The following is a 25,777-nucleotide window of genomic DNA, read 5'->3' as shown; positions in this document are numbered from 1 at the left end:
ATCTCCTTGGGGAAAATGGCCCCGCGCAAAACCGGTGCAAAGCTGGTGGATGCTGCCCGGTGCTGTCCCCTGGGCCCCTCTCGGGCTTCCAAATGAGACTTTGAATCAGCCACTTCGGAAGCTGATTCAAAATCTTCAGACGTTGAATCAGAAAGTGAAGTGAGATGTCCGGCACCGACAAGACCAAGGCAGGGCACGACCTTGCCGGTCCCGTCGTCATCCTGGTCGAGCCGCAGCTTGGCGAGAACATCGGCATGGCCGCGCGCGCGATGGGCAACTTCGCGCTGTCGCGGATGCGCATCGTCAACCCGCGCGACGGCTGGCCGAACATTGCCGCCCAGCGGGCCGCCGCCGGCGCCGACCACATCATCGGCTCCGTCGAGCTGTTCGACACGGTCGAGCAGGCGGTCGCCGATCTCACGCTTGTCTTCGCGACCACCGCGCGTGCCCACGACCAGGCCAAGCCGGTGGTGGGGCCGGAAGGCGCGGCCACCGAGATCGTCGGCCATGTTGCCTCCGGTGGCGGGGCCGGCATCCTGTTCGGACGCGAGCGCTCCGGCCTGACCAATGAGGAGGTCGCGCTCGCCAACCGCATCATCACCTTCCCGGTCAACCCGGGCTTCGCCTCGCTCAATCTGGCGCAGGCGGTGCTGTTGATGGGCTATGAGTGGTTCAAGCTGTCGACCGCCGGCGCGCTGCCGTTCGCGATGCCCGAACGGTCCGAGCCGGCCTCCCAGCACCAGATGCAGGCGTTCTTCGACAACCTCGTCGCCGAGCTCGACAAGGTCGAGTTCCTGCGGCCGGCCGAGAAGCGCGACACCATGCTGGTGAATCTGCGCAATATCTTCACCCGGATGGACCCGACCAAGCAGGACATGCATACGCTGCACGGGGTGGTGATGGCGATCGCCGAGGGCCGCAAGGGCCCGGCCAAGGGCGGGGTACTCGACGGCGCCCAGGCCACGAGGCTGCGGGCGCTGCTCGCCGAGCAGGGGCAGGGCGGTGCGACCGCCGACAGCAGCAGCACGGTGCGTGGCCTCGCCCGGCTGCTCCGCCGCAATCCGACCGACGCCGAACGGATTCTGTGGCAGGCGCTGACGCGGGACCGCCGCTTCGCCGGCCAGTTCAAGCGCCAGACCCCGGTCGGCCGCCATATCCCCGATTTCGTCTCGTTCGTGCACCGGACCGCCGTCGAGCTGATCAATCCGAACGAGAGCGAGGCGATCGGAGCCGACCGCGCCAAGCGCCGCGCCTGGCTCGAGGCGCGCGACTACCGGGTGGTTGATATGCAGGTCGCTGACGTCGAGCGCGACCTCGACGGCGAGCTAGCGCGGCTGGAGGCGGGGCTTTCGCCGGGGCGGTGAGGCTTCGCCATCGACCGGACGGCCGTGAATTTGGCAAGGCCTCTCCGCCGTCGTCCCTGCGAAAGCAGGGACCCATACTCCGCGGCGGATGCGGTGGAAGGGACTCGTCGCACCAGCATCGTTCAACGATAGTCATTCGTGGTTATGGGTCCCTGCTTTCGCAGGGACGACACCGAGTATGTTGAACGGCCGGAAGTCATGGATAAGCGAGCTCGCGACATCAGTCGTCCGAGCCTTGCTCTCCATTCCGGCGCAGGGAAAGCCGGGTGTCGATCGCACACCCATGGGTCTCGCGATCGCAGCGAGACGTCGCGCGTCCGGGCCGACAGCGAGACTCATGGATTGGCAGCAATCGCTCTACAATCACGTCAATAGCTCGGGGGCGGCGACAGGTCTGGCCCGGTAAATCTGCACAAATTACCGGCTTTCGAACCAAGGTCGCCATGTCCGAGTTCCCGAGGGGCCCCGTCACGCCCGCCTTAATTGTTGAGGCACTGGAAGCAGTGGCCGGCCATCCGTCAAACGTACGTGCGGGCTTTGCCAAGGGCCAATGCGTCCACGGCACCTATATGCCGTCGCAGCAGGCGGAGGAAATCACGAGGTCGCGGAGCTTCACCAGGCCATCCCGCGTGCTGGCGCGCTTCTCGATGGGCGGCGGCAATCCCGATGTGGCGGATACCGACCATCTGGTGCCGCGTGGTTTCAGCTTCAGGCTTGGCGACACTGATCATCGCTCGGACATCCTCGCGCAAGACGCTCCGGTTCATTATGCGAGGACGCTGGCGCAGATGCTGGCTTTCCTTGAAGTGCGCATCCCGGGACCCGATGGTCAGCCGGACGCCGAAAAGGTCAAGGCATTCTCTGCTGCCAATCCCGAAACGCTGCGCCAGGCCAGCTACATCGCCGCGCGGCCGCTGCCGGCCAGCTTTGCCGGCACGACCTATTGGGGGGTGCACTCCTTCCCGGCCACGAACGCGATGGGCGAGACACGGTTCATCAAATTCAAGATCGCGCCGGTGGGCGGCGAGGTGACGCTGACCGCGGCGGAAGCCAGGGCGAAGTCTGCCGACTTCCTGCACGACGAACTCGAACAGCGGGTGGCGACAGGCAATATCCGCTTCAGTGTGATGGCGCTGCTCGATCGCCCCGGCGATCCCACCCTGGACCTGACCATCCGATGGCCCGACGAGGACGATCGCGAAGCTGTGCGATTGGGGACGATCGTGATCACCGGCGTCGAGCCGAACGAAGCATGCGACGGTTCTATCTTCGATCCGGCAAATCTCGCCGACGGCATCGGTCATCCGCCGGATGAGATCTTCGCAGCGCGCACTGTTGCCTACGCCATCGCGCTGGCGAAGCGCCGCTGATCGGACAGCTCTCGAAGATCATGTATCTCCGGACACGCCGTAAATTTCACGCCGCCACACCGCCGGGCTGACCCCGACCGCAGCCGAAAACACCCGCGTAAAGTGGCTTTGGTTGGCAAACCCGGCCGATATCGCGATTTCGGCCAGCGGCAGCTCGCGCACCGCCATCAGCTGCTTCGCGGCCTCCAGACGCTGACGAAGCAGCCATCGATGCGGCGGCTGGCCCGTGGAGGTTCGAAATGCCCGTGAAAAATGGCTGACCGAAAGGCCGAATTCAGCCGCGATCTGCTGCAATGAAACTGTTCCACCGAGATCGGCGCTGAGCCTTTCACAGGCTTGTTTCGCCTGCCATGGAGCGAGACCGCCGCGGGCCAGCTTCCGGATGGTTCGCAGGCCGCCATAGGTCTGAGCGGCGTGGGTCGTAAATGCGAGCATCATGTGATCGATGAAGAGCTGGTTGGTCTCAGCCGGCCGGCGCAGCGCTTGCAGGAGCGCCCCGCCGATATGACGGATCACCGGGTCGTCATGGCCAACGCCGAGCTGCGAGGGGAGCTCACCAACGCGCGGTGCGGCGGCCTGCGCAGCGATGCCGTCGAGCGCCGAGCGCGGAAGATAGAAATGGAGGGAGTGGCATGGCTTGTCGATCACGAATCTCGGATTCTTCTTCATGTCGTACAGGTAGGTTGCGCCCGCATGGATGTTGTTCTTGGCGGCAGGCGTGCCTAGTTCCCGCTGCTCGCAATCCGGGTAATCGCTGAGTATCAGGCTGACAACATAGGAATCCTCAAGGGCCATCCCGCCGGAAAGGCTCCGCGCGGGGGCATCATCCCGGATTTCAGTGACGGCGATCTCGGCGTTGCGCAGCGAACGCGTAATCAACGACAGCGGCTGATGCTCGAGGTCGAAGTACTGCTTGGCATTCTGACCGTAGAAACCCGTCGACTTCATATGCGCCGCCCTCATGAGTGGTGTTGGACGGAATGATCGCGATCGAGCGAAGGTAGCGACCATTGTGGGGATCACGAAGCAGCCCTCCAGGGCGGCCGTGATTATGTATCGCCTTCGGACACGCCGAGCATTTCACGCCGCCAGACCGCCGGGCTGACCCCGACCGCGGCCGAGAACACCCGCGTAAAGTGGCTCTGGTTGGCAAAGCCGGTCGATATCGCGATCTCGGCAAGCGGCAGCTCGCGCACGCTCATCAATTGCTTGGCCGCGCTGATGCGTTGGCGAAGCAGCCATTGATGCGGCGGAAGTCCGACGGATGTCCGAAACGCCCGGGAAAAATGGCTGACCGAGAGATCCAACTCGGCCGCGATCTCCTGCAGCGTGAATTTCCCGCTCAGGTCGGACGCGAGTCTTTCGCAGGCCCGCTTCGCCTGCCATGGAGCAAGACCGCCGCCAACGGCTTCGGCGTTGCGCAGTCCGCCGTACGCCTGGGCGACATGCGCCGTGAGCGCAAGCATCATGTGATCGATGAAAAGCTGGTTCGCTTCCGATGGCCGGCGCAGTCCGACCAGGAGCGCTGTGCCGATGTGATGCACAACCTCGTCGCGAAAGCCGGTGCCAAACTGGCAGTCGAGTTGGCCGAGACGCCGGATGCCGGACTGCTCTGCGATGCCATTGAGCGCCACAGCTGGAACGTAGAAATGAAGGGAATGGAACGGCTTTTCGATCACAAAGCGCGGATTGTACTTCATGTCGTACAGATAGGTCGTACCCGCCCGGATGTTCGGCTTCCCCACGCACTTGCCGCGCTCCCAGTATTCGCAGTCGGGGTAATCGCGAAGTTTCAGACTAACGATATACGCATCCTCGGGGATGACTTCACCGCAAAGACCCGGGGTAGGATTGTCGTCCCGCGTTTCGGTGGCCGCGATCTCGCCGCCACGCAGAGATCGCGTGGTCAGCGACGACGGCATATCCTGGAGGCGCAGAAGTTCTTTGAACTTCTGACCGTGAAAACCGGTCTGTGCCATGTGTGGTCAGTCTCACTGCAAGGGGCAGGCGGCTCAACGATGGTCGGCGCAGTCCCTTGCATTATCCGGTATCGGGATGCTGTGGTCTAGGTCAGCGGACGCTAGAACGGCATTGTGATTGCCTTGCGACGGACGATTTTCACAAATGATTTCAGTACCCGGCATCCGATTACGCTGACGACATCGATCAACACTGCTGACCCATCGCCTGCGAGCCGCCCATCACAAGACGCCAACATGCGAATCTTGCAGCAGGATCAGGCAAAGCACGGCGCTTTTGGGAAAGAACCCGTAGTTCTCCTTGCCTAAAACGCGCGGCGAAGGCTCGCAGCATTTACCGGCATCAACCAACCGCGGACTCGAAGCAACGACGTCACGCGCCGTCCGTGAAGCCGGGCCGGTGGCACGCGTGTGGTCTCGCCAGACGAGTACAAGCCAATGAGCAAGCCAATCCGCCACGAAGCGTCAGAGGGGTCGCAGGCTGCGCCCGAGATGCATCAGACCGATTTGCCGGGCAGCGACCATCGTACCGCCGAGGCCGAGATGGAGCGGGTGCTCGGGACCACGCCGTTTCACATGGCTCTGGATTCCTCGGGCGCCGGGATCGCGCATTGGAAGCATGATCCATTGCACGACGTCGTCGAGCCGATGACCCATCACGTCATCATGGCCTACAACGGCACGGTACAGCGCATGGAGCGGCGGACAGGGCGATCGCGCGTGACCGGCACGTTCCGGCCCGGCGTCGTGATCATCATCCCGGAAGGATCAAGCTCGCGATGGGACATCCCAAAGCCTGTCGACGTGGTTCAGCTCTATCTTCCGCACGCCAGCCTCAGACGCGTGGCGGACGAAGTCAACGGCGCCGCGCCAAAGGAAATCCTGGAGCGCACGGCGCATCCCGATCCCGTCACATCCCGGCTGCTGCTGAGCGCGGCAACTATCCTGGAGAGCAATGACGCCCTGGATATGTTGTTCAGGCAGCAACTGACGGAGCTGCTGGCCACCCGTCTTCTCGTCGCGCATGCCAGCTCGACCGTCGTGGTCGAGCCGGTCAGGGGAGGATTGGCGCCGAAGGCGCTGCTTCGTGCGATCGAACGCTTGCGTTCAGACAGCGATACGGACGTGTCGCTGGCGGCTCTCGCGTCGGAGGCCGGGCTGTCGCGCTTTCACTTCTGTCGCGCCTTCAAGGACAGCACCGGCCTTTCCCCCCATGCCTGGCTGCGCCACTACCGGCTTGAGCAGGCGATGAGCATGTTGCGCAACACGGATGCGTCGGTGGTGTCAGTGGCGGCGGAGCTCGGCTACGCCTCCCAGACCGCCTTTGCTGCCGCGTTCAAGAAGCTCACCGGCGAAACGCCGAGCGATTGGCGGAGGCGCGTGCGTTAGCGGCAATCGCACTGGCAGGTAACTGAAATGTCTTCCGAACGCGAGGACGGCCCCATGGGCGACCCGATATTGCGCGCTCCCTTGCAAGGCTCTCAGCCGCGTCCCTCCGAGGTGGACCCGGACAAACTACGTCGCGCCGATGTGGAGATGGCGCGTGTCCTCAAGACCGTCCCCCTGCAGATGGCTTCAGACCCATCCAACGGCTCCATCGCGCATTGGAAGCATGGGGCTCTGCACGACGTGGTCGAGCCGATGACCGATCACGTCATCATGACCTATCCCACGGGCGTTCAGCGCCTGGAGCGACGGACCGGGTCATCGGTCGCGATTGGAACGGCGCGTTCCGGCGTCGTGACGATCATTCCGGCCGGATCACAAGCCAGATGGGATATTCCCGGCATCGTCGATGTCATCCAGCTCTATCTTCCGCACACGACGCTCGTACGCGTTGCCCGCGAAGCCAATGCGCCCGCGCCCGGCGATCTTCTGGAGCGGACGGGACAGCCAGACCCCATCACGTCCGGATTGCTGATGAGTGCGGCGGATGTGCTGGATGGCAATGCGGCCCTGGATGCACTGTTCAGGCAGCAACTGACCGATATCCTGGCGACGCGCATTCTGGCCGGGCACACCGGCGCACCAACCACGTTCGTGCCGATCATGGGCGGACTGTCTCCGCAGGCTCTGCGACGCGCGATCGAACGCCTGCATTCCGACAGCGACGCTGACGTTTCGCTCGCGGCTCTCGCGTCGGAAGCCGGCCTGTCGCGCTTCCACTTCTGTCGTGCCTTCAAGGACAGCACCGGCCTTTCGCCTCACGCCTGGCTGCGCCAGCACCGGCTCGAGCAGGCGATGAACATGCTGCGCGACACCGACGCATCGATGGTGTCGATCGCGGCCGCACTCGGTTATGCGTCGCAGACCGCCTTCGCTGCCGCATTCAGGAAGCTGACCGGCGAAACGCCGTCCGATTGGCGGAGGCGGATGCGTTAGCCGCAATCTTTCTGCAAGGACGGCAATCGCTCTGGCGCAGTCGAAATCTCAATCCGTTAGGTCAATACGGTACCCAAGATCCGTATCGGATGGAGATCAACGATGACCTGGAGGAAATATCTCACCCTTCCTGCAATCGTCCCGCCACGGAGGGCGATAGCGAGCGCAGTGGTCTACGGCCTCTCGCTGGGCATCCGTTTCACGTCAGCCACCGGCGAGCAAGTCGAAGTTCACTCGCTCGCCACGGCGCCGATCATGACAACGGACGACGCTCCGCTATCCTACAATGGCTTGCCCCTGAGGCCAACGCAGCCGATTGCGCTTCGACTTGCCCAGCCGATGCTTGCCGGCCGTTGTCACGCGGCGTGCGGACACTCCATGCCGATGGCGCCGGCGGCGACATGCGGCGCGCCGTGAGCGCCGCCTAGAATTCATCTCACATCGTCGTGTCGTTGGTGATTGCGCGGGGCTCTCCCGGACGACGGCGTCGCGCGTGCGTCCCGGCAGCACTACGCATGCCTCCGACATCCGATTTGACTCTCGAGCGCAACAACTTTTGGAGGACCACCATGTCGACCCTTCCTTATGCCGCCGAGCAGAAAGCCGGCACCCGCAGCTCGCCGTCGCGCCAGGCAGTCCGGCGCGCGGCGTTCGCGCTCGCCGCGGCACTCGGCGTCGCCAACGCTGCCGCGTTCGGCCACTACTACGTCACCACCGGCCGCTACCTGGAAACGACCGACGATGCCTATGTCAAAGCCGATTCCACGATTATCGCACCCAAGGTCTCCGGCTACATCGCCGAGGTGCTGGTCTCCGACAACGAACGGGTCAGGGCCGGCCAGACGCTGGCGCGGATCGACGACCGCGACTTCAAGGCCGCGCTGGGGCAGGCCCAGGCGGATGTCGCCGCGTCCGACGCTGCCGTCAAGAATCTCAACCTGCAGATCGAATTGCAGGAGCCGCTGATCGAGCAGCAGGCAGCCGAGGTCGACGCGATCGAGGCCAGCCTGAAATTCGCGCAGCAGGAGCGCGCCCGCTACGACGAACTCATGAAGTCGGGTTCCGGCACGATCCAGCGCGCCCAGCAGACCGACGCGGCGTTGCGCACGCAGACTGCGCAGCTGCAGCAGGGCAAGGCGGGATTGCTGGCGGCCAACAAGAAGATCGAGGTGCTCGCGGCCCAGCGCGCGCAAGCCGTCGCGCAACTCAGCCGCGCGCGCGCGGTCGAACAGCAGGCTGCACTGAACCTCTCCTATACCGAGATCACGGCACCGGTTGAGGGGACGGTCGGCGCACGAACGCTCCGCATCGGCCAGTATGTGCAGGCTGGAACACAACTGATGGCAGTCGTGCCGCTCGACGCGGTTTACGTGGTCGCGAACTTCAAGGAGACCCAGCTTACACATGTGCGCAATGGCCAGCCGGTCGAGCTGCGGGTCGACAGCTTCCATTCGATCAGGCTGAAGGGCCACGTCGACAGCCTGTCGCCGGCAAGCGGCCTGGAATTCGCGCTGCTGCCGCCCGACAACGCCACCGGCAATTTCACCAAGATCGTGCAACGCGTGCCGGTGAAGATCGCGCTCGACGATCACAGCCTCACGGGCCTGCTGCGGCCCGGCATGTCGGCGATCCCGACCGTCAACACCAAATCGGCCGCCGTCGCCGAACGTACCTCCGGGAAACGGCTCGCTGCGCGCGGCGGCGGTCCCGCAGCCGACTGATGCATCGCGCCCGCGCGAGGAGGCCACCATGACGACATTACAAGCTGTCGATGCCGCTCCCGTCAGCGACGGTCAGTCGCCGGCCGCCGGTCCCGCCGTCTCCGCAAAGACCTGGCTCGCGGTGACGGGAGCGACGCTCGGCGCCTTCATGGCAGTGCTCAACATCCAGATCGTCAACGCCTCGCTTGCCGACATTCAGGGCGGAATCGGCGCCGGCATCGATGACGGCGGCTGGATCTCGACGTCCTACCTGATCGCCGAGATCGTCGTGATCCCGCTCTCCGGCTGGCTCGCCCAGGTGTTCTCGGTCCGCATCTATCTACTCACCAACGCGTTCCTGTTCCTGGTGTTTTCGGCGGCGTGCGCACTGGCGCAGGACCTGCCGCAGATGATCGCGCTGCGCGCCGTGCAGGGCTTCACCGGCGGCGTACTGATCCCGATGGCGTTCACGCTCATCATCACGCTGTTGCCGAAGGCAAAGCAGACGATCGGCCTCGCGATGTTTGCGGTCTCCGCGACTTTCGCGCCCGCGATCGGTCCGACCATCGGGGGCTATCTCACCGAGAATTTCGGCTGGGAGTACATTTTCTACGTCAACGTCGTGCCTGGCGGGGTCATGATCGCCATGCTGTTCTTCTCGCTGGAATCGAAGCCCATGAATCTGTCGCTGCTGCGCGAGGGCGACTGGGCCGGGATCATCACCATGGCGATCGGGCTCGCCGCGCTGCAGACCGTGCTGGAAGAAGGCAACAAGGACGACTGGTTCGGCTCGCCCTTCATCGTCCGGCTGGCAATCATTGCCGCGGTCGCACTGGTGTTGTTTCTCGCGATCGAGCTGACCGCGAAGCGGCCGTTGCTCAATTTGCGCATCCTGTTCCGCCGCAATTTCGGGTTTGGCGTTCTCGCGAACTTCCTGCTCGGCGTCTCGCTCTATGGCTCGGTCTACGTCCTGCCGGTCTACCTGTCCCGTATCCAGGGCTACAATTCGGAGCAGATCGGCATGGTGCTGGCATGGACCGGACTGCCGCAGCTCTTGCTGATCCCGCTGGTGCCCCGGCTGATGCAGCGCTTCGACGCGCGTCTGGTGATCGGCATCGGCTTCGTGTTGTTCGGGGGCTCCAACTTCATGAACATCTACATGACGAACGACTATGCCGCCGACCAATTGTTCTGGCCGAATGTCATCCGCGCCTTTGGCCAGGCACTCGTGTTCGCCCCGCTTTCCGCGGTTGCGACCGCGGGCATCGAGCAGGAGAACGCCGGGTCCGCATCCGCCCTGTTCAACATGATGCGAAACCTCGGCGGCGCGATCGGCATCGCCGCGCTGCAGACGCTGCTCACGAAGCGCGAGCAATTCCACTCCAATGTGCTCTCGCAGCACGTCACGATGTTCGAGCAGGCGACCCGCACCCGGCTTGATCAGCTCACGCAATATTTCATCGGCCATGGGGTGGTCGACCGGATGGACGCCGTCCACCACGCCTATGTCGCGATGGGCAAGGTGATCCAGAAGCAGGCCTTCATCCTCGGCTTCAGCGATACCTTCTATCTGCTGGGAGTATCGCAGATCGTCGCGCTGATGGCCGCGCTCATGCTCAGGAAGCCCGGCCGTCTCGATGCCGGCGGTGGGCACTGACCAGCTTCACGGACATCGTCACCGCATCTCACGATCGGCAACATCAGCCGCAATCTCTCTGCAACGACGACAATCGCTCTGGCGCAGCGGCAGGCCCGGTTCGCTAATAGTCCAACCTACCGCAAACACGCCTCAACGCGGCGTGGCCGGTCAGCAGGAGACGAACATGAACCTACACAACACCTCGCTCCCCGTTACATCGGAGCCCGAAGAGCTGGTGCCGTCGCGCTATGCGCTGCGGATCGGCGAGATTGACGTGCTGGTCGTCAGCGATGGCGTGCTGCCGCTCCCGTCCCAGATGCTGGCACATAATGCCGACCCGGCGGTTCGCGCGGCCTGGTTGAAGGACATGTTCCTGCCGCCGGACGCGTTCGATTGGGCGCTGAACGTGGTTGTGGTCCGCAGCGGCGGGAAAACCATCCTCATCGACGCCGGGCTCGGATCCGATCCGGACCTGCATCTGCCGCGCGCCGGGCAGACGATCAAGCGACTGGAGGCCGCCGGCATCGATCTTGCGGCCGTGACCGACGTGGTGCTGACCCACATGCACATGGATCATGTCGGCGGGCTGCTCGTCGACGGCGTCAAGGAGAGGCTGCGTCCGGACCTGCGGATCCACGTCGCCGCCGCCGAAGTCAAATTCTGGGAGGCGCCGGATTTTTCCCGCGTCTCGATGCCGCCGGGCTTCCCGGACGCGCTTCGTGCGACCGCCAAGCGGTTCGCGAACGAATACCGCGGCAATCTGCGGACGTTCGATGACGAGCACGAGGTGGCGCCGGGCGTGGTCGTCCGCCGCACCGGCGGTCACACCCCCGGGCACAGCGTGGTCCGCCTCGCATCCGGCGGCGACCGGCTGACATTCGCCGGCGACCTCGTGTTCACGGTTGGGTTCGAGCACCCCGACTGGCACAACGGCTTCGAGCACGACCCCGAGGAGGCGGCCCGCGCCAGGATTCGCCTGCTGCGGGAACTGGCGGCGAACCGCGAACTGCTGGTGGCGACGCATATGCCGTTCCCATCCGTCGGTCATGTCGCGGTCGATGGCGACGCCTTCCGTTGGGTGCCGGCGTTCTGGGACTACTGACCGCGTGTTGGGGTGGGGGCCGCGCCGCGCGGGTCGGCGCGGCCCCATCCACGCGTCATTCCGGGCTCGCCGCCGCGCGTCGCCCCGCAATGACGATGGAGAAACGGTGCAGTGAGCATTTGCGCGGCGTTCGCCACCAGCGCTCACGCCTTCGAGATGCCGCCGTCGATCACCGGTCCCATCGGCTCATAACGTTCGCCGCTGAAGCGCGTCAGTTGCAGTTGCTCGAGCGGATAATAGTCCGATGGCGAGGTGTTGATCCTGATGCCCGGCAACAGCATGTCGGATTCGACATCCTTCAGATTCGTCGCTTGCTTGATGATGTTTTCGGACGAGACGTCATCGCCGCACTGCTTGAGCACCTGAACCAGGATTTGGCTCGTGAGATAGCCGGTGACGGCGTAGATGTCGTTCCTGGCGGCGGCCGGGTCGTATTTGTCGAGGAATGCGCGCCATTTCTGGATGGCGGGATCGCTGTCCCACGCGGCGTCGACCGGATCCTTCAAATAGGCGCTGGAGATGATCCCCTTGGATACGTCGAACCCCGCCGCCTTCAGCGTCGAGCCCGCCGAGGAGGCGTTGTTGCCGATGTAATGCGCCGGCTGCCAGCCGAGTTCGGCGATCTTCTTGATGCCTTGTGCGGCGAATTTCGGCGTGGTCATGCTCATGAACACATTGGCGCCGGCGGATTTGCAGCGCACCACCTGGCTGTCGATCGTCGGATCCGCGGTCTCGTAGGACAGCTCCGCCACGATCGCGGACGTCTTCGCGCCAAGGCCGTCCTTGAAGCCCTTCAAGACGTCGCGGCCGAAATCGTCGTTCTGGTAGACGATGCCGATCTTGGGGTCTTTCTGTGTCGACAGGACATGCTGCGCGAAGGCCCGTCCCTCGATCTGGTAGCAAGGCTGGAAACCCATCGTGTAGGGGAAATTCTTATAGTCGCCGAATTTGGTGGCGCCCGAGGCGATGAAGAGGTGCGGGACCTTCTTGATGTTCATGTACTTCATGATCGCAGCATTGGTGGGGGCACCGAGCGGCGCAAACAGAACATCGATCTCGTCGCCCTCGACGAGCTTGCGCGCCTGCTCGACGGTCTTGGCCGGGCTGTAGGCGTCGTCATAGGTGATGTACTTGATCATGCGGCCGTTGATGCCGCCTTGCTCATTGATCATCTTGAAATAGCCGCCGGGCGTGCGGCCGATCGACGAGTAGACCGCAGCCGGTCCCGAATAGGCGTCGATGTTGCCGATCACGATCTCGGTCTTGCCCTTGGCGATTGCGGGCTTGCCGAGCAGCAGCGTGGCCGACGCGGCGGCCGCGCCCTTGATGAGCTGACGGCGAGTTGGTTGGATCGAACGGTTCCTTGGCATTGCAGTCCTCCGCTTCTTGTTGTTGGCCGTTTTGGCATTGTTGGCCGGTTTGGCAGCCTCTGACGGGCATGTCGGCTCGAAACACTGCACAGCGTTCGAGCCGGATCAAATCAATCTATGGTAGGCGCGCGCCGGGACTTGTGTGTAGTCGCTGCGATCAGGAATATTGGCGCGGTGTCAGGGTGGCGGCGCGGTGAATCGAGTGATCCGAGCCGCGCCGCACATCGCGGCTGATCAGGCCGGCAGAGCCCGGCCTGCCGTGCGGCCGTCCGCCTTGCGCTGAGGCACCGGAAAGACGCGATCGTAGGCGATGTTGAACACGAACGCGTAGACCAGATAGAACGCGACGATCGAGATATCCATCATCAGCGCAGCCCACAGCGAGATGCCGAGATACCAGGCGACGAACGGGATCAGCAGCACGACCAGGCCGGCCTCGAACAGCATCGCGTGCGCGACACGGATCGGCATCGTCTTGGCGACACGCCCGGTGACGCGGATCAGCGCATGGTCGAAGCCGAGATTGAACAGCAAGTTCCAGATCGTCGCCACCGTCGCCGAGACGACGCCGATGACGCCCATATGGGCGACCGGCTGATTGAACAGCCAGGCGGCGGCCGGCGTGAAGATGGCGATACCGATCAGTTCGAACAGGACTGCGTGCCTGACCCGGTCGGAGAAGGAACGCATGGACATTTTGAAACCCTTTCTTGTCGTTGCGACCGGGTTTCTATCTGGTATTGTGGGATAACAAAGTTAGATAATATCTGGAAAAGTGATAGATGGCCGTCTCCATGGACCAGCTCGAATCCTTCGTGGCGGCAGCCGAGCAGGGGTCGTTCTCCGGTGCGGCGCGGCTTCTGAAGAAGGCGCAATCGGCCGTCAGCACGCATGTCGCCAATCTGGAAACGGACCTCGGCATCGCGCTGTTCGATCGCGCCGGCCGTAATCCGGCGCTGACCGAAGCAGGGGCGCGGCTGTTGCCGGAAGCAAAATTGATCCTCGATCGCCGCGAACATCTGATCGGTGTTGCGAGCAGCTTCGAGGCGCATGTCGAGAAGCGGCTGGTGGTGGCGATCGACGAGCTTTACCCGGAGAGCGCGGTCGGCGAGCTGTTTGCGGAATTCGCCACGCGCTTTCCCCATGTCGAACTGGAGTTGCTGTTTCCGATCATGGAGGACGTCAGCCGTCTCGTGCTCGACGGCAAGGCCGATGTCGGGGTGATGTGGCGGCAGGAACATCTGCCGCCCGAGCTCGGCTTCAAGACCATCGGCTGGGTGCCGCTGCAACTCGTATGCGGGAAGACCCATCCGCTGGCGCATGGGCGGGTGGATTGGGAGGAACTGAAGCGGCATCGCCAGATCATGGTCACGGTGCGCAACGAAGGCACCGAGCGGCATCGGCTGCGTGTCGCAGCCGAAGTCTGGTGGGTCGAGAGCCATTGGGTGATCCTGCAAATCCTCAAGCACGGCGTCGGCTGGGCGCTGATCCCGGCCCACATCATGGCGAGCTCGCAAATTGCCGCCGAGCTGGCGGTTCCGGACCTGGACTTCGACGAGGGCGCGCATCCCGTCGCGCTCGAAGTGGTCTGGCACAAGCAGCGGCCGGCGGGGCCGGCGGCAAAATGGCTGCGGCGCCGTTTCGCCACGCGGCCGCCGATGTTGCGCCTGTAACGGACGAGCGTGCCAGATACGCGTGCCAGATACACGTGCCTTGGCGCATCGCATGGGAGCTGACTTCGCGACCGTGATGTGTTGCCATGCGCGCCGCACTGACCTGACAGGGTGGAAACGATGGTGAAGCAATTGCAAGGCAAGGTGGCCGCTGTCACCGGGGCGGCGTCCGGTATCGGACTTGCGAGCAGCGAGGCGATGCTGGCGGCCGGCGCGCGCGTGGTGATGGTCGACCGCGACGCTGCCGCGCTCGAGGCGCTGGCCGGAAAGCATGGCGATGCGGTGATCCCGCTGGTGATCGACCTGCTCGATCCCAGGGATTGCGCCACGCTGCTGCCGAAGGTGCTGGAGAAAGCCGGCCAGCTCGACATCCTGCATGCCAATGCCGGGATCTATGTCGGCGGCGACCTCGTCGATGCCGACAGCGGTGCGATCGACCGGATGCTGAACCTCAACGTCAACGTCGTGATGAAGAACGTGCACGACGTGCTGCCGCACATGATCGCGCGGGCGACCGGCGACATCATCGTGACCAGTTCGCTCGCCGCGCATTTCCCGACGCCGTGGGAGCCGGTCTATGCGTCGTCGAAATGGGCGATCAACTGCTTCGTGCAGACGGTGCGGCGCCAGGTGTTCAAGCACGGCATCCGCGTCGGATCGATCTCGCCCGGGCCAGTCATCACCTCGCTGCTCGCGGACTGGCCGGTGGAGAAATTGCAGGAGGCGAAGGCGACGGGCAGCCTGCTGGAAGCCAGCGAGGTCGCCGAGGTCGTGCTGTTCATGCTGACCCGGCCGCGCGGCATGACCATCCGCGACGTCGTGATGCTGCCGACGAATTTCGATCTGTAGGCGTCGTTCGATTTCGTTGGGAGCAAGGTTTCTGGCACGCTTCGTGCACGAACAGCACGTTCGCGAACCCAATCCCGCGCAGGGTGCTGCGCGCTGAAGCCTAAGGAGGAAGCCTCATGAAACGCGAAGACCTCACCGAAAAGCTGCTCGACATCAAGCGCGAGAAGGGCTGGAGCTGGAAACACATCTGCGAGACGATCGGCGGCTATTCCGAGGTCCTGATCGTGGGCGCGATCCTCGGCCAGATGAAACTGACGAAGCCGCAAGCGGCCAACGCCGGTGAATTGTTCGAACTGTCGAAAGCCGAGATCGCGATGCTCAACGAGGTGCCGATGCGCGGCACCGGCACGCCGATGCCGCCGACCGATCCCCTGATCTATCGCTTCTACGAGATGGTGATGGTCAACGGCCCGGCCTGGAAGGCGCTGATCGAGGAGGAGTTCGGCGACGGCATCATGTCGGCGATCGACTTCGACATGGCGATGGAGCGCGTCGCCAACCCGAAGGGCGATCGCGTCAAGATCACCATGAGCGGCAAGTTCCTGCCGTACAAATATTACGGCGCCAGCGGCAACGTGCCGGACTACGGCTTCAAGGAGGAGTGAGGAGGGCGCGGCTGCTTTCACGCCGCGCTCCGGTCTTCTCTCTGGCCTCACAGGATCGCGCGCGGCGCGTAGCTCGCGGCTTCCGGCTTGGCCTTGGCCAGGGCTTCGACCTGCTCGGCGAAGTAGTCGACCTGGGCGGCAGCGTCGCCGGAGTTGGCGCGGCCGTGCTCGAGCACTTGCTGGAGCTCGGCTGCGCTCAGGCCAAGACGCTTGTCGGCGGCGAGGCGCTGCAGCAGATCGTTCTGCACGATCTTGCCGGTGCGCAGGTCGCCGATGGCAGCCACCGCATGCTCCTTGATCGCCTCGTGCGCGCCTTCGCGGCCGGCGCCCTTCTTGACCGCTTCCATCATGACGGTGGTGGTCAGCAGGAAGGGCAGATAACGGTTGAGCTCGGTCGCGACGACGGCCTCGAACACCTCCATCTGATCGAGCACGGTGAGCAGGGTCTCGAGCAGGCCATCCATCGCGAGGAAGGCATCGGGCAGCATGACGCGGCGGACCACGGAGCAGGAGACGTCGCCCTCGTTCCACTGATCGCCGGCGAGCCCGGCGGCCATCGCGAGATAGCCCTTCAGGATCACGTGCAGTCCGTTGATGCGCTCGCAGGAGCGGCTGTTCATCTTGTGCGGCATCGCCGAGGAGCCGACCTGGCCCTTGGCAAAGCCCTCGCTGGCGAGCTCGTGGCCGGCCATCAGGCGGATGGTCTTGGCGAAGTTGCCGGGACCGCTGGCGAGCTCGGTCAGCACGCTGACCGCACGGAAGTCGAGGCTGCGCGGATAGACCTGGCCGACGGCATCGAGCGCTTTCGGCAGGCCGAGGTGACGCAGGATGTTCTGCTCAAGCGCGCGGGCCTTGCCGGCGTCGCCGTTGAACAGGGTGATCTGGTCGAGACGGGTGCCCACCGCGCCCTTCAGGCCGCGTGCGGGATAGCTTTGCAGCACATGGACCAGGCTCTGATGCGCCAGCAGCATTTCTTCGCCGGACATGGCGATGCGCTTGCCGAGCGTCGTGACCTGCGCCGCGACGTTGTGGGTGCGTGCGGTGAACGGGATGTCGCGCAATTGCTTGGCGCGCTTGGCAAACCGGACCAGCGCGGCGATGCTCTTGGTCTCGACCAGCTGCAAGGAGCGGTAGACCTGCAATTGCTCGACGTTCTCGGTGAGGTCGCGGCTGGTCATGCCCTTGTGCAGGTGCTCGTGACCGGCCAGCTCGCAGAACTCCTCGATGCGCGCCTTGACGTCGTGACGGGTGACGCGCTCGCGCTGCATGATGGACTTGAGGTCGATCTGGTCCTTGACCCGCTCGTAGCTTTCGATCACGCCATCCGGCACCGGAATGCCGAGGTCGCGCTGGGCCTTCAGCACCGCGATCCAGTAGTCGCGTTCGAGGCGGACCTTGCCTTCGCCGCTCCAGATGGCGCGCATGGCGGGTGAGGCGTAACGTTCGGCGAGGACGTTGGAAATGTGATCTTGGGACATGATCCCGCTCTCTTGGCATTGCCTGAGGCTGGCTGCAAGTCGCGAGCTGCCATGAATCGTCAGGTCTGATAACGCCTTGCCCGCACTTGCGGTGCTGGCGCCACCATACCAGATTCCAGGGGGCGCCGCCTCGGATGATCCGGGGCGGCGCTGGCGTGATTCGCTTGGGGTCAGAGCGAGAAAGCCACGGCCGCAGGTCCGCAGCTGAGCCCTGCCGTGTTCGGCACAGAGACGTCGCTGGTCCAGTTGTCCTCGCCGTCGGTGGTCTTGTACAGGAACTGGCCGTTGGGTCCCTGGTGCAGGATGTACAGTGTGTTGTTGAACACGGCCGGCGCGGCATTGCCGAAATTGCCGGGCGTGTCGGGGACCTGGCGGTCTGCCCCCCAGCTGCCGTTGCCGTCGAACCTCTTGAAGAAGAACAGACCCGTCGGATCGTTGAAGAACAGGTAGATCCAGCTTCCGTACAGGGCGGCGCCGGGACCGTTGCTGAGGCCCTCCGTGCCGGCAACCGGATTGCTTCGCCAGGTGCTGCGGTCGAACGTTGCGTACCAGAAGCGGTTCATGTTGCCGGGTTCGTCAAAGCCGGGCCCGCGGCCGAACACGTAGAGCGTGTCGCCGCGCACGACGGCGGCCGGCGTGTCGACGTTCTGGTAGGCGACCGAGATCAGGTGGTTGGTTCCTGAGGTGTTGATCTCGGGTCCGAAGCTGGTGCCGTCGTAGGTCTTGTACATCAGGTCGGTCTGGCCGGGATTCGAGTAGAGCAGATAGATCAGGCCGTCGTACACGGCGGCCGCCACCCCGCCGCCCACGCCGGCCATGTTGGGCACCAGGGCTTCGGCCGTCCACACCTCGCCGTCATAGACCTTGAAGTACAAGCCCTGCCAGCGCGGATAGAACAAATACAGGTTGGCGTTGAGCACGACCGCCGCCGGCGTGTTGCTGATGCCCTCGGCGCCGGGCACCGGGACGTCGCCGCTCCAGGCCTGGCCGTTGAAGACATTCGAATAGAATTGCGGATGGCTTCCAACGGTCTTGTGGAAGGAAAACAGCCAGCTCGTCATTTTGGAAATCCCCCATGGCGACGCGACGCCGCCTCTGATCATCGGTGCGATTGATCGACATGCGCGGGATCGACTCGAATGGATTGATCGTCCGCGTGCGACCGTCATCTTCTACGACCGATTCACCAAGGGTTGTATGAAGTTGTTCACTCGCCCGTGCAGCGGGGGCTCTGGATTTCGTGCGCGAATTGAGAATCTCGAAGGAGCGGATTGGATTTTAGGGCAACCTGAATCTGGCAATTGTCATTGCGAGGAGCTCGCGACAAAATTGCAAAGCAATTTTGCGCTGAAGCGACGAAGCAATCCATGCCTCCGCTTGCCGCGTGATGGATTGCTTCGCGGAGCCTGTCATCCGGCGGCGCTCCGCGCCGACCGGGTGGCTCGCAATGACGACCGTTCAACCTATCCCTTCGCGGAAGCGAACGCCTCGCGCACGTCCTTCACCGGCGCCATGTCGCGGACGAAGCTGAATGCGCCGTTGTCCTTCATCTCGCGGGCACAGCGCAGGAACGCGGCCAGCGCGTGACGCTCCATCGCGCCGCCGACGCTGATGCGCTTGACGCCGGCGGCAGCGATCTGCTCGACCGTCAAGGTCGGGTCGGCAAAGCCCATCACGAGGTTGAAGGGCCGCTTGAGCGCCGACACCACGGTCTTGATGGTGTCGATGTCGTACAGGCCCGGCGAATACAGCACGTCGGCGCCGGCGGCTTCGAAGGCCTGTAGCCGCTTGATGGTGTCGTCGAGGTCCTTGCGGCCCCAGAGAAAGTTCTCCGCCCGGGCCGTCAGCGTGAACGTGAAGGGCAGCGCCCGCGCCGCCTCGACCGCGGCCTGCACACGTTCGACGGCGAGCGAGAAATCGTAGATCGGATGCTCACGATTGCCGGTCGAATCCTCGATCGAGCCGCCGACGGCGCCGGCCTCGGCGGCGAACCGGATGGCCTCGGCCGCGAGCTTCGGCATGTCGGCACCGCAATTCTCGAGATCGGCGTTGACGGGCAGGTCGGTGGCCTCTGATATCACCCGGCAGTTCTCGATGATCTCGTCGAGGCTGACGGTCGCGCGTCCGAGCGTATTGGCGAGCCCGAGGCTCGTGGTCGCGAGCGCCTCGAAGCCCATCGCCGCGAGCAGCTTCGCGGTGCCGGCGTCCCAGGGATTGGGGATGATGAAAGCGCCGGGCCGCTGATGCAGCTCGCGAAACCGTGCTGCCTTGTCTGCCTGGGTGCGCATGTGAACTCCTGATGGTTGGAAAAAGCCACTGGCAGCACCGATAGGGCGGTTTTACCCATCAGACAAATTTGTTATTTCTCTCGATATCATCAGCTTTTTGCATGAGGACGGAATGGACAGCGACGCGCTCAACACGTTCCTGGTGGTGCATCGGCGCGGCGGGATCTCGAACGCCGCCAAGGCGCTGCATCGCTCGCAGCCGGCGATTTCCCGGCGCATCGCACTGCTCGAGCAGGAGCTCGGCGTGCCCCTGTTCGAGCGGATCGCAGGCAAGACGCGGCTGAGCGATGCCGGACGGGTGATGGTGCCCTATGCCGAGCGCGCGGTGGCGGCGGCGCAGGATGCCGAGAACGCGGTGCGGGCGCTGTCGCGCAACAATTCCGGTCCCGTGGCGCTGGCGGTGACCGGCACACTCGCCGGCGAGCGGCTCTCGAAGGTGCTGAAGCGCTTTGCCCGCCAGCATCCGGATGTCACGCTGACACTGCGCACCGCGACCAGCGCCGAGATCAGCGATCTGATCAGGCGCGGCGAGGCGACGATCGGACTGCGCTACGACCGCGACCGCTCGCGTGATCTCGATTGCGAGGTGCTGTTCGCCGAGCCGCTCGGGGTGGTCTGCGCACTGGACCATCCGCTGGCCGGGCGCAGGGTCGGCAAGCTCGCCGATCTCAGGGACGAGCGATGGATCGCGTTTCCCGAACTGCCCGGGCGCCGCGAGATCACCGCCTCGCATGTGTTCGCATTGTTCCTGACGCATGGGCTCGGCGAGGTCGCCTGGACACCGGTCGACAGCCTCACGGCGCAGAAGCGGCTGGTCGAGGCCGGGCTCGGGATCGCCCTGTTGTCACAGAGCAATGCCGCGGAGGAGCTCGGCAGCTCCAGGATCGCGACGATCCGGGTCGGCAATCTCACGGCAAGTCACGAAGTCGTCGCGGTGACGCGGCATGGCGGCTTCCTTAGCGCCGCCTCGCGCCGTCTGCTCGACATCATCCGCGCTGATTTCACCAAGGCGAGGGGCACAAACAATTCGCGCCGGAACGGGGTCCGGCGCGCGTAGTCGATTTGCCGATTGGCCAGAGCGGGAACTCAGGTCCCCGCCTTGACCTGCGCCGCGGCCACCGCCAGCAGCTCATCCATCTTGGCGCGAACGTCGCGCTCGGTGACGGCCTGGCCCTTGGCGGTGAGGTCCTTGAGAACCTTGTGCAGCACGTCATTGTCGCCGGCTTCCTCGAAATCGGCGGCCACCACCTCCTTGGCATAGGCGCTGGCGGCATCGCCCGCGATGCCGAGCTTCTCGGCGGCCCACAGCCCGAGCAGCTTGTTTCGGCGGGCCTCAGCCTTGAACTTCTGCTCCTCGTCGAGGGCGAACTTCTTCTCGAAACCTTCCTCGCGCTTGTTGAATTCGTTCATGGCTGAAGTTCCAATCCCCTCTAAATGAAGGGCCACCGCTCGTTGCGGCAGCCCCGATGCCTGCCTAGATAAGTGGGAGGAATCGGCAAGACAACGAGCCGTTAAGCCGCAGGCAAAACAGGCGGAATCGGCCCTTTATGATAGGGCGGTATAAGTGCCCTCGAGGGGGCACAATTGATTGTGCTGGATGGCCCAATCGGATAGGTTGCCAACAGGCATGGTTCTTGTTCTGTTTCCAGTGGATTGTTCGGGTTCCAGGCCTCCGCGGCAGCTCCGTCGTGGGTCGTAACCCAAGTCATCCGGAGCACCCAAATCCATGGATTTCAACAAAACACGGTACATCCCAATGAGCCGTCGACGCCGTATTTATGAAGGCAAGGCCAAGGTGCTTTATGAAGGCCCCGAGCCGGGAACCCTGATCCAGCACTTCAAGGACGACGCGACCGCGTTCAACGCCAAGAAACACCAGGTGATCGAGGGCAAGGGCGTCCTCAACAACCGGATCTCGGAGTACCTGTTTCAGCACCTCAACGACATCGGGGTGCCGACCCACTTCATCCGCCGTCTCAACATGCGCGAGCAGCTGATTCGCGAGGTCGAGATCGTGCCGCTCGAGGTGGTGGTGCGGAACGTCGCCGCCGGCTCGCTGTCGCAGCGGCTCGGGATCGAGGAGGGCACCCAGCTGCCGCGCTCGATCATCGAGTTCTACTACAAGAACGACCAGCTCAACGACCCCATGGTGTCGGAAGAGCACATCACCGCCTTCGGCTGGGCCACGCCGCAGGAGATCGACGACATCATGGCGCTGGCCATCCGCGTCAACGACTTCCTGACGGGCCTCTTCCTCGGCATCGGCATCCGCCTCGTCGACTTCAAGATGGAGTGCGGACGGCTGTTCGAGAACGAGATGATGCGGATCATCGTCGCCGACGAGATCTCGCCGGACTCCTGCCGGCTGTGGGACATCAAGTCGAACGAGAAGCTCGACAAGGACCGTTTCCGCCGGGATCTCGGCGGCTTGCTTGAGGCCTACACCGAAGTGGCAAAGCGGCTCGGCATTCTGATCGAAAACGAGCGTCCGGCCGGCAGCGGCCCGGTGCTGGTGAAGAGTTAAGGGGCTATCGTGAAGGCACGTGTCACTGTCACATTGAAGTCGGGCATCCTCGATCCGCAGGGCAAGGCGATCGAGGGCGCGCTCAAGTCGCTCGGCGTCGACGGCGTCGCCAGCGTTCGCCAGGGCAAGGTGTTCGACATCGAGCTCGCCGCGACCGATAAGGCCAAGGCGGAGGCGGCGCTGAAAGCCGCCGCCGACAAGCTGTTGGCGAACACCGTGATCGAGAACTATCGGGTCGAGGTCCTGAGCTAGCCGGGCGAGCCAAATGATATCAGCCGCTCCCGTCTCTCTTGGCAACGACCGGACGGTCGCCCGATTGTTGTTGGGCGGTTTGCTCACCGTTGCCGGGATCGGTGGTGTTTCGGCCCAGTCGCCTGCGCCGGCGCCGTCGGCGACCACGCAGCGGCCGCCATTTGCAGTCAGCGGCTGGCGTTACGAGCGCCGCGATGACACGCATCTGTTCCGTTGCGAACAGGCGCAATGCGGAGCGGGTTCGAAGGTCAGCTACCGGGTTTACACCGGCGGAAATCAGATGACGCTCGATCAGTTCCGTGACGGGCAGAACCAGATCATCAAGGCGCTGGAGCAGCGGACGCCCGGACAGCGGATCACGCTGCTCGGTGTTGACGGCGACAAGGGCACCGCGGTGCCGCGCATGTACAAGGCACGGCGCCTCACGGTGACGCCCAACGGCGCAAGCGAGTATCAGGTCAACGGCCTGCTGTTTGGCGGACAAGGCTCCGCCAGCCTGATCAGTTCGGCGCGCGACGAGAAGGCCAGCAACGACAATTACGCAAGATTTGCCGCCGCAGTTAAGCTCGCGCTGGCACCCAAAACCAGGTGACGCAATGAAATCAGCCGTCCTCGTCTTCCCCGGCATCAACCGCGAGCGCGACATGGCGCGCGCGCTGAAGCTCGCATCCGGCAATGAGACCGCGATGGTCTGGCACGCCGAGACCGCGCTGCCCAAAGGCACCGACCTCGTGGTGGTGCCCGGCGGCTTCTCCTACGGCGATTATCTGCGCTGCGGCGCGATCGCGGCCCGCGCGCCGGTGATGGACGCGGTGCGCGACTTCGCAGCCTCGGGCGGGCTCGTGCTCGGCGTCTGCAACGGCTTCCAGATCCTTTGCGAGTCCGGCCTGTTGCCGGGCGTCTTGATGCGCAATGCCGGGCTGAAATTCGTCTGCCGCGACGTGCATATGAAGGTCGAACGCTCCGACACCCCGTTCACCCGCGGCTACAATGCCGGCCAGGTGATCCGCGTCCCGGTGGCGCATGGCGAGGGCAATTACGAGGCGGATGAAGAGACGCTGAAGCGGCTCGAGGGCGACGGGCGGGTGCTCTACCGCTATTGCTCGGCCGAGGGCGTGGTCGACGAGGCCTCCAACTTCAACGGCGCCGCGCATTCGATCGCCGGCATCGTCAACGAGCGCGGCAACGTGCTCGGAATGATGCCGCATCCGGAAAACCACGTCGAAGAGATCATGGGCTGCACCGACGGCCGCGGCCTGTTCGCAGGCTTGGTCCAGCAGTTCGAGAAGGCGGCCTGACGCCCATGCTCGGACGCTGGTTCGCGGCGGCGGCCGCGTTGCTGCTTGCGACGGCGGCACATGCGCAGGACTTTCCCAAGCGTCCGATCACGATGATCGTGCCGTTCACGGCAGGCGGCACCTCCGATGTCATTGCCCGCGCGGTCGCCGACCAGATGGCGGCAGCGCTCGGCCAGAGCATCATCATCGAGAATGTCGGCGGCGCCGGCGGCTCGACCGCGCTGACCCGCGCGGCGCGCGCCGAGCCGGACGGCTATACGATCGCGATCGGCAACGCCGGCACCAACGCCGCGACCTACACCATCTATCCGAAGCTGTCGTTCACGCCTGACTCCTTCGCGCCGATCGCGGTCGTCGCGAAAACCTTCGGCATCGTCGCGCTGCGCAAGGATTTCCCGGCCAAGGACCTGAAAGAGTTCATCGACTACGCGAAGAAGAACCCGGGCAAGGTCAATCTCGGCCATGCCGGCGTCGGCTCGTCGAATTACCTGATCTGCAAGAGCTTCGTGCATGCCGCCGGGATCGACGTGCAACTCGTCGGCTATCGCGGTGCTGCCCTCGCGCTGACGGATGCGATCGGCAGCCAGATCGACGGAGTCTGCGACGCCGCGGCCTCGGTGTCGCAGGCGATCGACGACAAGCTCGTGAAAGCGGTCGTGGTCGGCTCGACCGTGCGGCTCGCCTCGCTGCCGGAACTGCCGACTTCAAGCGAGGCCGGACTGCCGGAGTTCGAGGCGCAGGGCTGGAACGGCCTGTTCGCGCCGAAGGGCACGCCGCCCGAGATCATCGCCAAGCTGAATGCGGCGGCGCGTACGGCCGTCGCGAGCGAGGCGGTGAAGAAGCGGTTCGTCGACCTGTCGACGGTTGCGCCCGACGCCAACGAGCTTGCGCCCGAGGCGCTGCAGCAGCTCGTGACCCGCGACGTGGCGAAATATCGCGCGCTGCTCGCCGACGACAAGAAGTAGCGCCTGCGCGGTGCGTCGATAGGCGCGGACCATGAACCTGGTCCGTTTGATCAGCGACAAATGCAGGGATAGTCGCCTCAAGTTTCACAATCTCTTCACGCTAGCGCGGACGGTTAGCAACCGGGGATTGTCGCAGCGTGCCGGGCACGTTATGACGGGGCGATTTGGATGATCTGTCCGGCTCGCTGGGATCGTTATGCCTGTTGCATTGGTCATATTGCTGCTCGACATCACGCTGATCTATCACGCCTCGCGCACCGGGCGCTTGCAGCCCTGGGCCTTCATCATCCTGATGGTGCCGTTGATCGGCGCGCTTGCTTACATCGTCGTCGAGCTCGTTCCGGAATGGTGGGGCGGACCGGGCGCCGCGCAGGCGCGCAAGCGCGTCGCCAACCGGCTCGATCCGGAGAAGCGGTACCGCGAACTGTCCGACCGGCTCGCGACATCGGACACGATTGCCAACCGCGCGGCGCTGGCCGCGGAGTGCCACAGCATCGGCCGCTTCGAGGAGGCGGAGAGCCATTACGACCACGTCCTGCGATTGCCGCAGGGCGACGATCCCGCTTACGCGCTGGCCAAGGCGCAGGCCCAGTTCGCCCGCAAGCAGCCGGCCGAGGCGCTGGCGACGCTCGATGCGTTGCGCGAGCGCTGGCCGGACTTCGAATCCGCGGAGGGGCATCTGCTCTATGCCCGCTCGCTCGCCGAGATCGGCCGGGTCGATGAGGCGCTGGAAGAATATCAGGCGGTGTCGCAGTATTTTCCGGGCGCCGAGGCGCGGGTCCGCTATGGCCTCTTGTTGCAGCTGGTCGGCCGCACCGCCGAGGCGCGCATGGTGTTCAACGAGCTGTTGATCCAGATGCGCCGCGCGCCGAAATATCTGCGCGATGCGCAGGCCGAGTGGCTCTCGATCGCCGAGAAGCAATTGTCGGCCTGAGCTGC

General features: G+C 64.3%; 25 protein-coding genes. 17 read left to right on the top strand and 8 right to left on the bottom strand.

The features are described 5' to 3' along the window. Positions 1-164: 164 nt before the first annotated feature. Positions 165-1,364, top strand: a complete 1,200-nt coding sequence (locus BI327_RS05455; protein ID WP_076858699.1) for a TrmJ/YjtD family RNA methyltransferase — start codon at positions 165-167, stop codon at positions 1,362-1,364. A 443-nt stretch (positions 1,365-1,807) separates the two neighbouring features. Then, positions 1,808-2,734 carry a catalase family peroxidase gene (locus BI327_RS05450; RefSeq protein ID WP_076858698.1) on the top strand — a complete coding sequence of 309 codons (927 nt, stop codon included), beginning with the start codon at positions 1,808-1,810 and terminating at the stop codon, positions 2,732-2,734. An 18-nt stretch (positions 2,735-2,752) separates the two neighbouring features. Here BI327_RS05450 and BI327_RS05445 read toward each other — a convergent pair whose 3' ends face one another. Both BI327_RS05445 and BI327_RS05440 read right to left on the bottom strand, forming a co-directional pair. Beyond that, positions 2,753-3,682, bottom strand: a complete 930-nt coding sequence (locus tag BI327_RS05445; protein WP_076858697.1) for a helix-turn-helix domain-containing protein — start codon at positions 3,680-3,682, stop codon at positions 2,753-2,755. Positions 3,683-3,783: 101 nt separating this feature from the next. Continuing rightward, positions 3,784-4,713 (bottom strand): helix-turn-helix domain-containing protein, encoded by a 930-nt coding sequence (locus BI327_RS05440; protein ID WP_076858696.1) that lies wholly within the window; start codon positions 4,711-4,713, stop codon positions 3,784-3,786. 492 nt (positions 4,714-5,205) lie between these two features. Between BI327_RS05440 and BI327_RS05435 the strand changes: the two genes are divergently transcribed. The 5 genes from BI327_RS05435 to BI327_RS05410 all read left to right on the top strand — a co-directional run bounded on the left by BI327_RS05435 (position 5,206) and on the right by BI327_RS05410 (position 11,536). Continuing rightward, positions 5,206-6,102 (top strand): helix-turn-helix transcriptional regulator, encoded by an 897-nt coding sequence (locus BI327_RS05435; RefSeq protein WP_245334718.1) that lies wholly within the window; start codon positions 5,206-5,208, stop codon positions 6,100-6,102. A 27-nt stretch (positions 6,103-6,129) separates the two neighbouring features. Continuing rightward, complete coding sequence (locus BI327_RS05430) at positions 6,130-7,095, top strand: helix-turn-helix transcriptional regulator (RefSeq protein WP_245334717.1); 966 nt, start codon at positions 6,130-6,132, stop codon at positions 7,093-7,095. A gap of 569 nt (positions 7,096-7,664) precedes the next feature. Then, on the top strand, positions 7,665-8,816 hold the full coding sequence (locus BI327_RS05420; protein WP_076858692.1) for an HlyD family secretion protein: 1,152 nt from the start codon (positions 7,665-7,667) through the stop codon (positions 8,814-8,816). A 28-nt stretch (positions 8,817-8,844) separates the two neighbouring features. Continuing rightward, positions 8,845-10,452, top strand: a complete 1,608-nt coding sequence (locus tag BI327_RS05415) for an MDR family MFS transporter (RefSeq protein WP_076858691.1) — start codon at positions 8,845-8,847, stop codon at positions 10,450-10,452. 166 nt (positions 10,453-10,618) lie between these two features. After that, complete coding sequence (locus BI327_RS05410; RefSeq protein ID WP_076859239.1) at positions 10,619-11,536, top strand: MBL fold metallo-hydrolase; 918 nt, start codon at positions 10,619-10,621, stop codon at positions 11,534-11,536. 143 nt (positions 11,537-11,679) lie between these two features. Here BI327_RS05410 and BI327_RS05405 read toward each other — a convergent pair whose 3' ends face one another. Both BI327_RS05405 and BI327_RS05400 read right to left on the bottom strand, forming a co-directional pair. Then, on the bottom strand, positions 11,680-12,906 hold the full coding sequence (locus tag BI327_RS05405; RefSeq protein ID WP_076858690.1) for an ABC transporter substrate-binding protein: 1,227 nt from the start codon (positions 12,904-12,906) through the stop codon (positions 11,680-11,682). A gap of 234 nt (positions 12,907-13,140) precedes the next feature. Beyond that, positions 13,141-13,602 (bottom strand): PACE efflux transporter, encoded by a 462-nt coding sequence (locus tag BI327_RS05400; RefSeq protein WP_076858689.1) that lies wholly within the window; start codon positions 13,600-13,602, stop codon positions 13,141-13,143. Positions 13,603-13,688: 86 nt separating this feature from the next. On the opposite strand from BI327_RS05400, the gene BI327_RS05395 reads away from it, so the two are divergent. The 3 genes from BI327_RS05395 (at position 13,689) to cynS (ending at position 16,033) form a co-directional block, all read left to right on the top strand. Continuing rightward, the gene (locus tag BI327_RS05395; protein ID WP_076858688.1) at positions 13,689-14,579 is read left to right on the top strand and encodes a LysR family transcriptional regulator; all 891 of its coding nucleotides are present in this window, start codon (positions 13,689-13,691) and stop codon (positions 14,577-14,579) included. Between the two features lie 120 nt (positions 14,580-14,699). After that, positions 14,700-15,428 (top strand): SDR family oxidoreductase, encoded by a 729-nt coding sequence (locus tag BI327_RS05390; RefSeq protein ID WP_076858687.1) that lies wholly within the window; start codon positions 14,700-14,702, stop codon positions 15,426-15,428. A 116-nt stretch (positions 15,429-15,544) separates the two neighbouring features. Beyond that, positions 15,545-16,033: a cyanase gene (gene cynS / locus BI327_RS05385; protein WP_076858686.1), complete on the top strand. Its 489-nt coding sequence runs from the start codon at positions 15,545-15,547 to the stop codon at positions 16,031-16,033. A 47-nt stretch (positions 16,034-16,080) separates the two neighbouring features. Here cynS and purB read toward each other — a convergent pair whose 3' ends face one another. The 3 genes from purB to BI327_RS05370 form a co-directional block, all read right to left on the bottom strand. Continuing rightward, the gene (purB, locus tag BI327_RS05380) at positions 16,081-17,511 is read right to left on the bottom strand and encodes an adenylosuccinate lyase (protein WP_076858685.1); all 1,431 of its coding nucleotides are present in this window, start codon (positions 17,509-17,511) and stop codon (positions 16,081-16,083) included. A 170-nt stretch (positions 17,512-17,681) separates the two neighbouring features. After that, the gene (locus BI327_RS05375; RefSeq protein WP_076858684.1) at positions 17,682-18,572 is read right to left on the bottom strand and encodes a hypothetical protein; all 891 of its coding nucleotides are present in this window, start codon (positions 18,570-18,572) and stop codon (positions 17,682-17,684) included. A 402-nt stretch (positions 18,573-18,974) separates the two neighbouring features. Then, positions 18,975-19,799: an isocitrate lyase/PEP mutase family protein gene (locus tag BI327_RS05370; protein ID WP_076858683.1), complete on the bottom strand. Its 825-nt coding sequence runs from the start codon at positions 19,797-19,799 to the stop codon at positions 18,975-18,977. A 112-nt stretch (positions 19,800-19,911) separates the two neighbouring features. On the opposite strand from BI327_RS05370, the gene BI327_RS05365 reads away from it, so the two are divergent. Beyond that, positions 19,912-20,856 carry a LysR family transcriptional regulator gene (locus BI327_RS05365; RefSeq protein ID WP_076858682.1) on the top strand — a complete coding sequence of 315 codons (945 nt, stop codon included), beginning with the start codon at positions 19,912-19,914 and terminating at the stop codon, positions 20,854-20,856. A 29-nt stretch (positions 20,857-20,885) separates the two neighbouring features. On the opposite strand, the gene BI327_RS05360 is transcribed toward BI327_RS05365, so the two are convergent. After that, entirely contained in the window at positions 20,886-21,209 is a 324-nt protein-coding gene (locus tag BI327_RS05360) for a DUF1476 domain-containing protein (protein WP_076858681.1), read from the bottom strand. Positions 21,210-21,555: 346 nt separating this feature from the next. Here BI327_RS05360 and purC point away from each other — a divergent pair, with 346 nt between their 5' ends. The 6 genes from purC to BI327_RS05330 all read left to right on the top strand — a co-directional run bounded on the left by purC (position 21,556) and on the right by BI327_RS05330 (position 25,772). Continuing rightward, entirely contained in the window at positions 21,556-22,323 is a 768-nt protein-coding gene (gene purC, locus BI327_RS05355) for a phosphoribosylaminoimidazolesuccinocarboxamide synthase (protein ID WP_016843454.1), read from the top strand. Positions 22,324-22,332: 9 nt separating this feature from the next. Further along, positions 22,333-22,575, top strand: coding sequence for a phosphoribosylformylglycinamidine synthase subunit PurS (gene purS / locus BI327_RS05350; protein WP_029083848.1), 243 nt, complete (start codon positions 22,333-22,335; stop codon positions 22,573-22,575). 70 nt (positions 22,576-22,645) lie between these two features. Further along, on the top strand, positions 22,646-23,167 hold the full coding sequence (locus BI327_RS05345) for a hypothetical protein (protein ID WP_245334716.1): 522 nt from the start codon (positions 22,646-22,648) through the stop codon (positions 23,165-23,167). 4 nt (positions 23,168-23,171) lie between these two features. Further along, the gene (gene purQ, locus BI327_RS05340; RefSeq protein ID WP_076858680.1) at positions 23,172-23,873 is read left to right on the top strand and encodes a phosphoribosylformylglycinamidine synthase subunit PurQ; all 702 of its coding nucleotides are present in this window, start codon (positions 23,172-23,174) and stop codon (positions 23,871-23,873) included. Between the two features lie 5 nt (positions 23,874-23,878). Further along, a complete protein-coding gene (locus BI327_RS05335; RefSeq protein WP_076858679.1) occupies positions 23,879-24,838 on the top strand; it encodes a tripartite tricarboxylate transporter substrate-binding protein in 960 nt (319 codons plus the stop codon). A 196-nt stretch (positions 24,839-25,034) separates the two neighbouring features. Further along, complete coding sequence (locus BI327_RS05330; RefSeq protein ID WP_076858678.1) at positions 25,035-25,772, top strand: tetratricopeptide repeat protein; 738 nt, start codon at positions 25,035-25,037, stop codon at positions 25,770-25,772. Positions 25,773-25,777: the final 5 nt, after the last annotated feature.

Origin of the sequence: Bradyrhizobium mercantei (genome assembly GCF_001982635.1) — a bacterium.
In the GTDB taxonomy this organism is placed as follows: domain Bacteria; phylum Pseudomonadota; class Alphaproteobacteria; order Rhizobiales; family Xanthobacteraceae; genus Bradyrhizobium; species Bradyrhizobium mercantei.
Note: the sequence above shows the minus strand (reverse complement) of the source record. Positions and strands in the feature narration are given on the sequence as shown.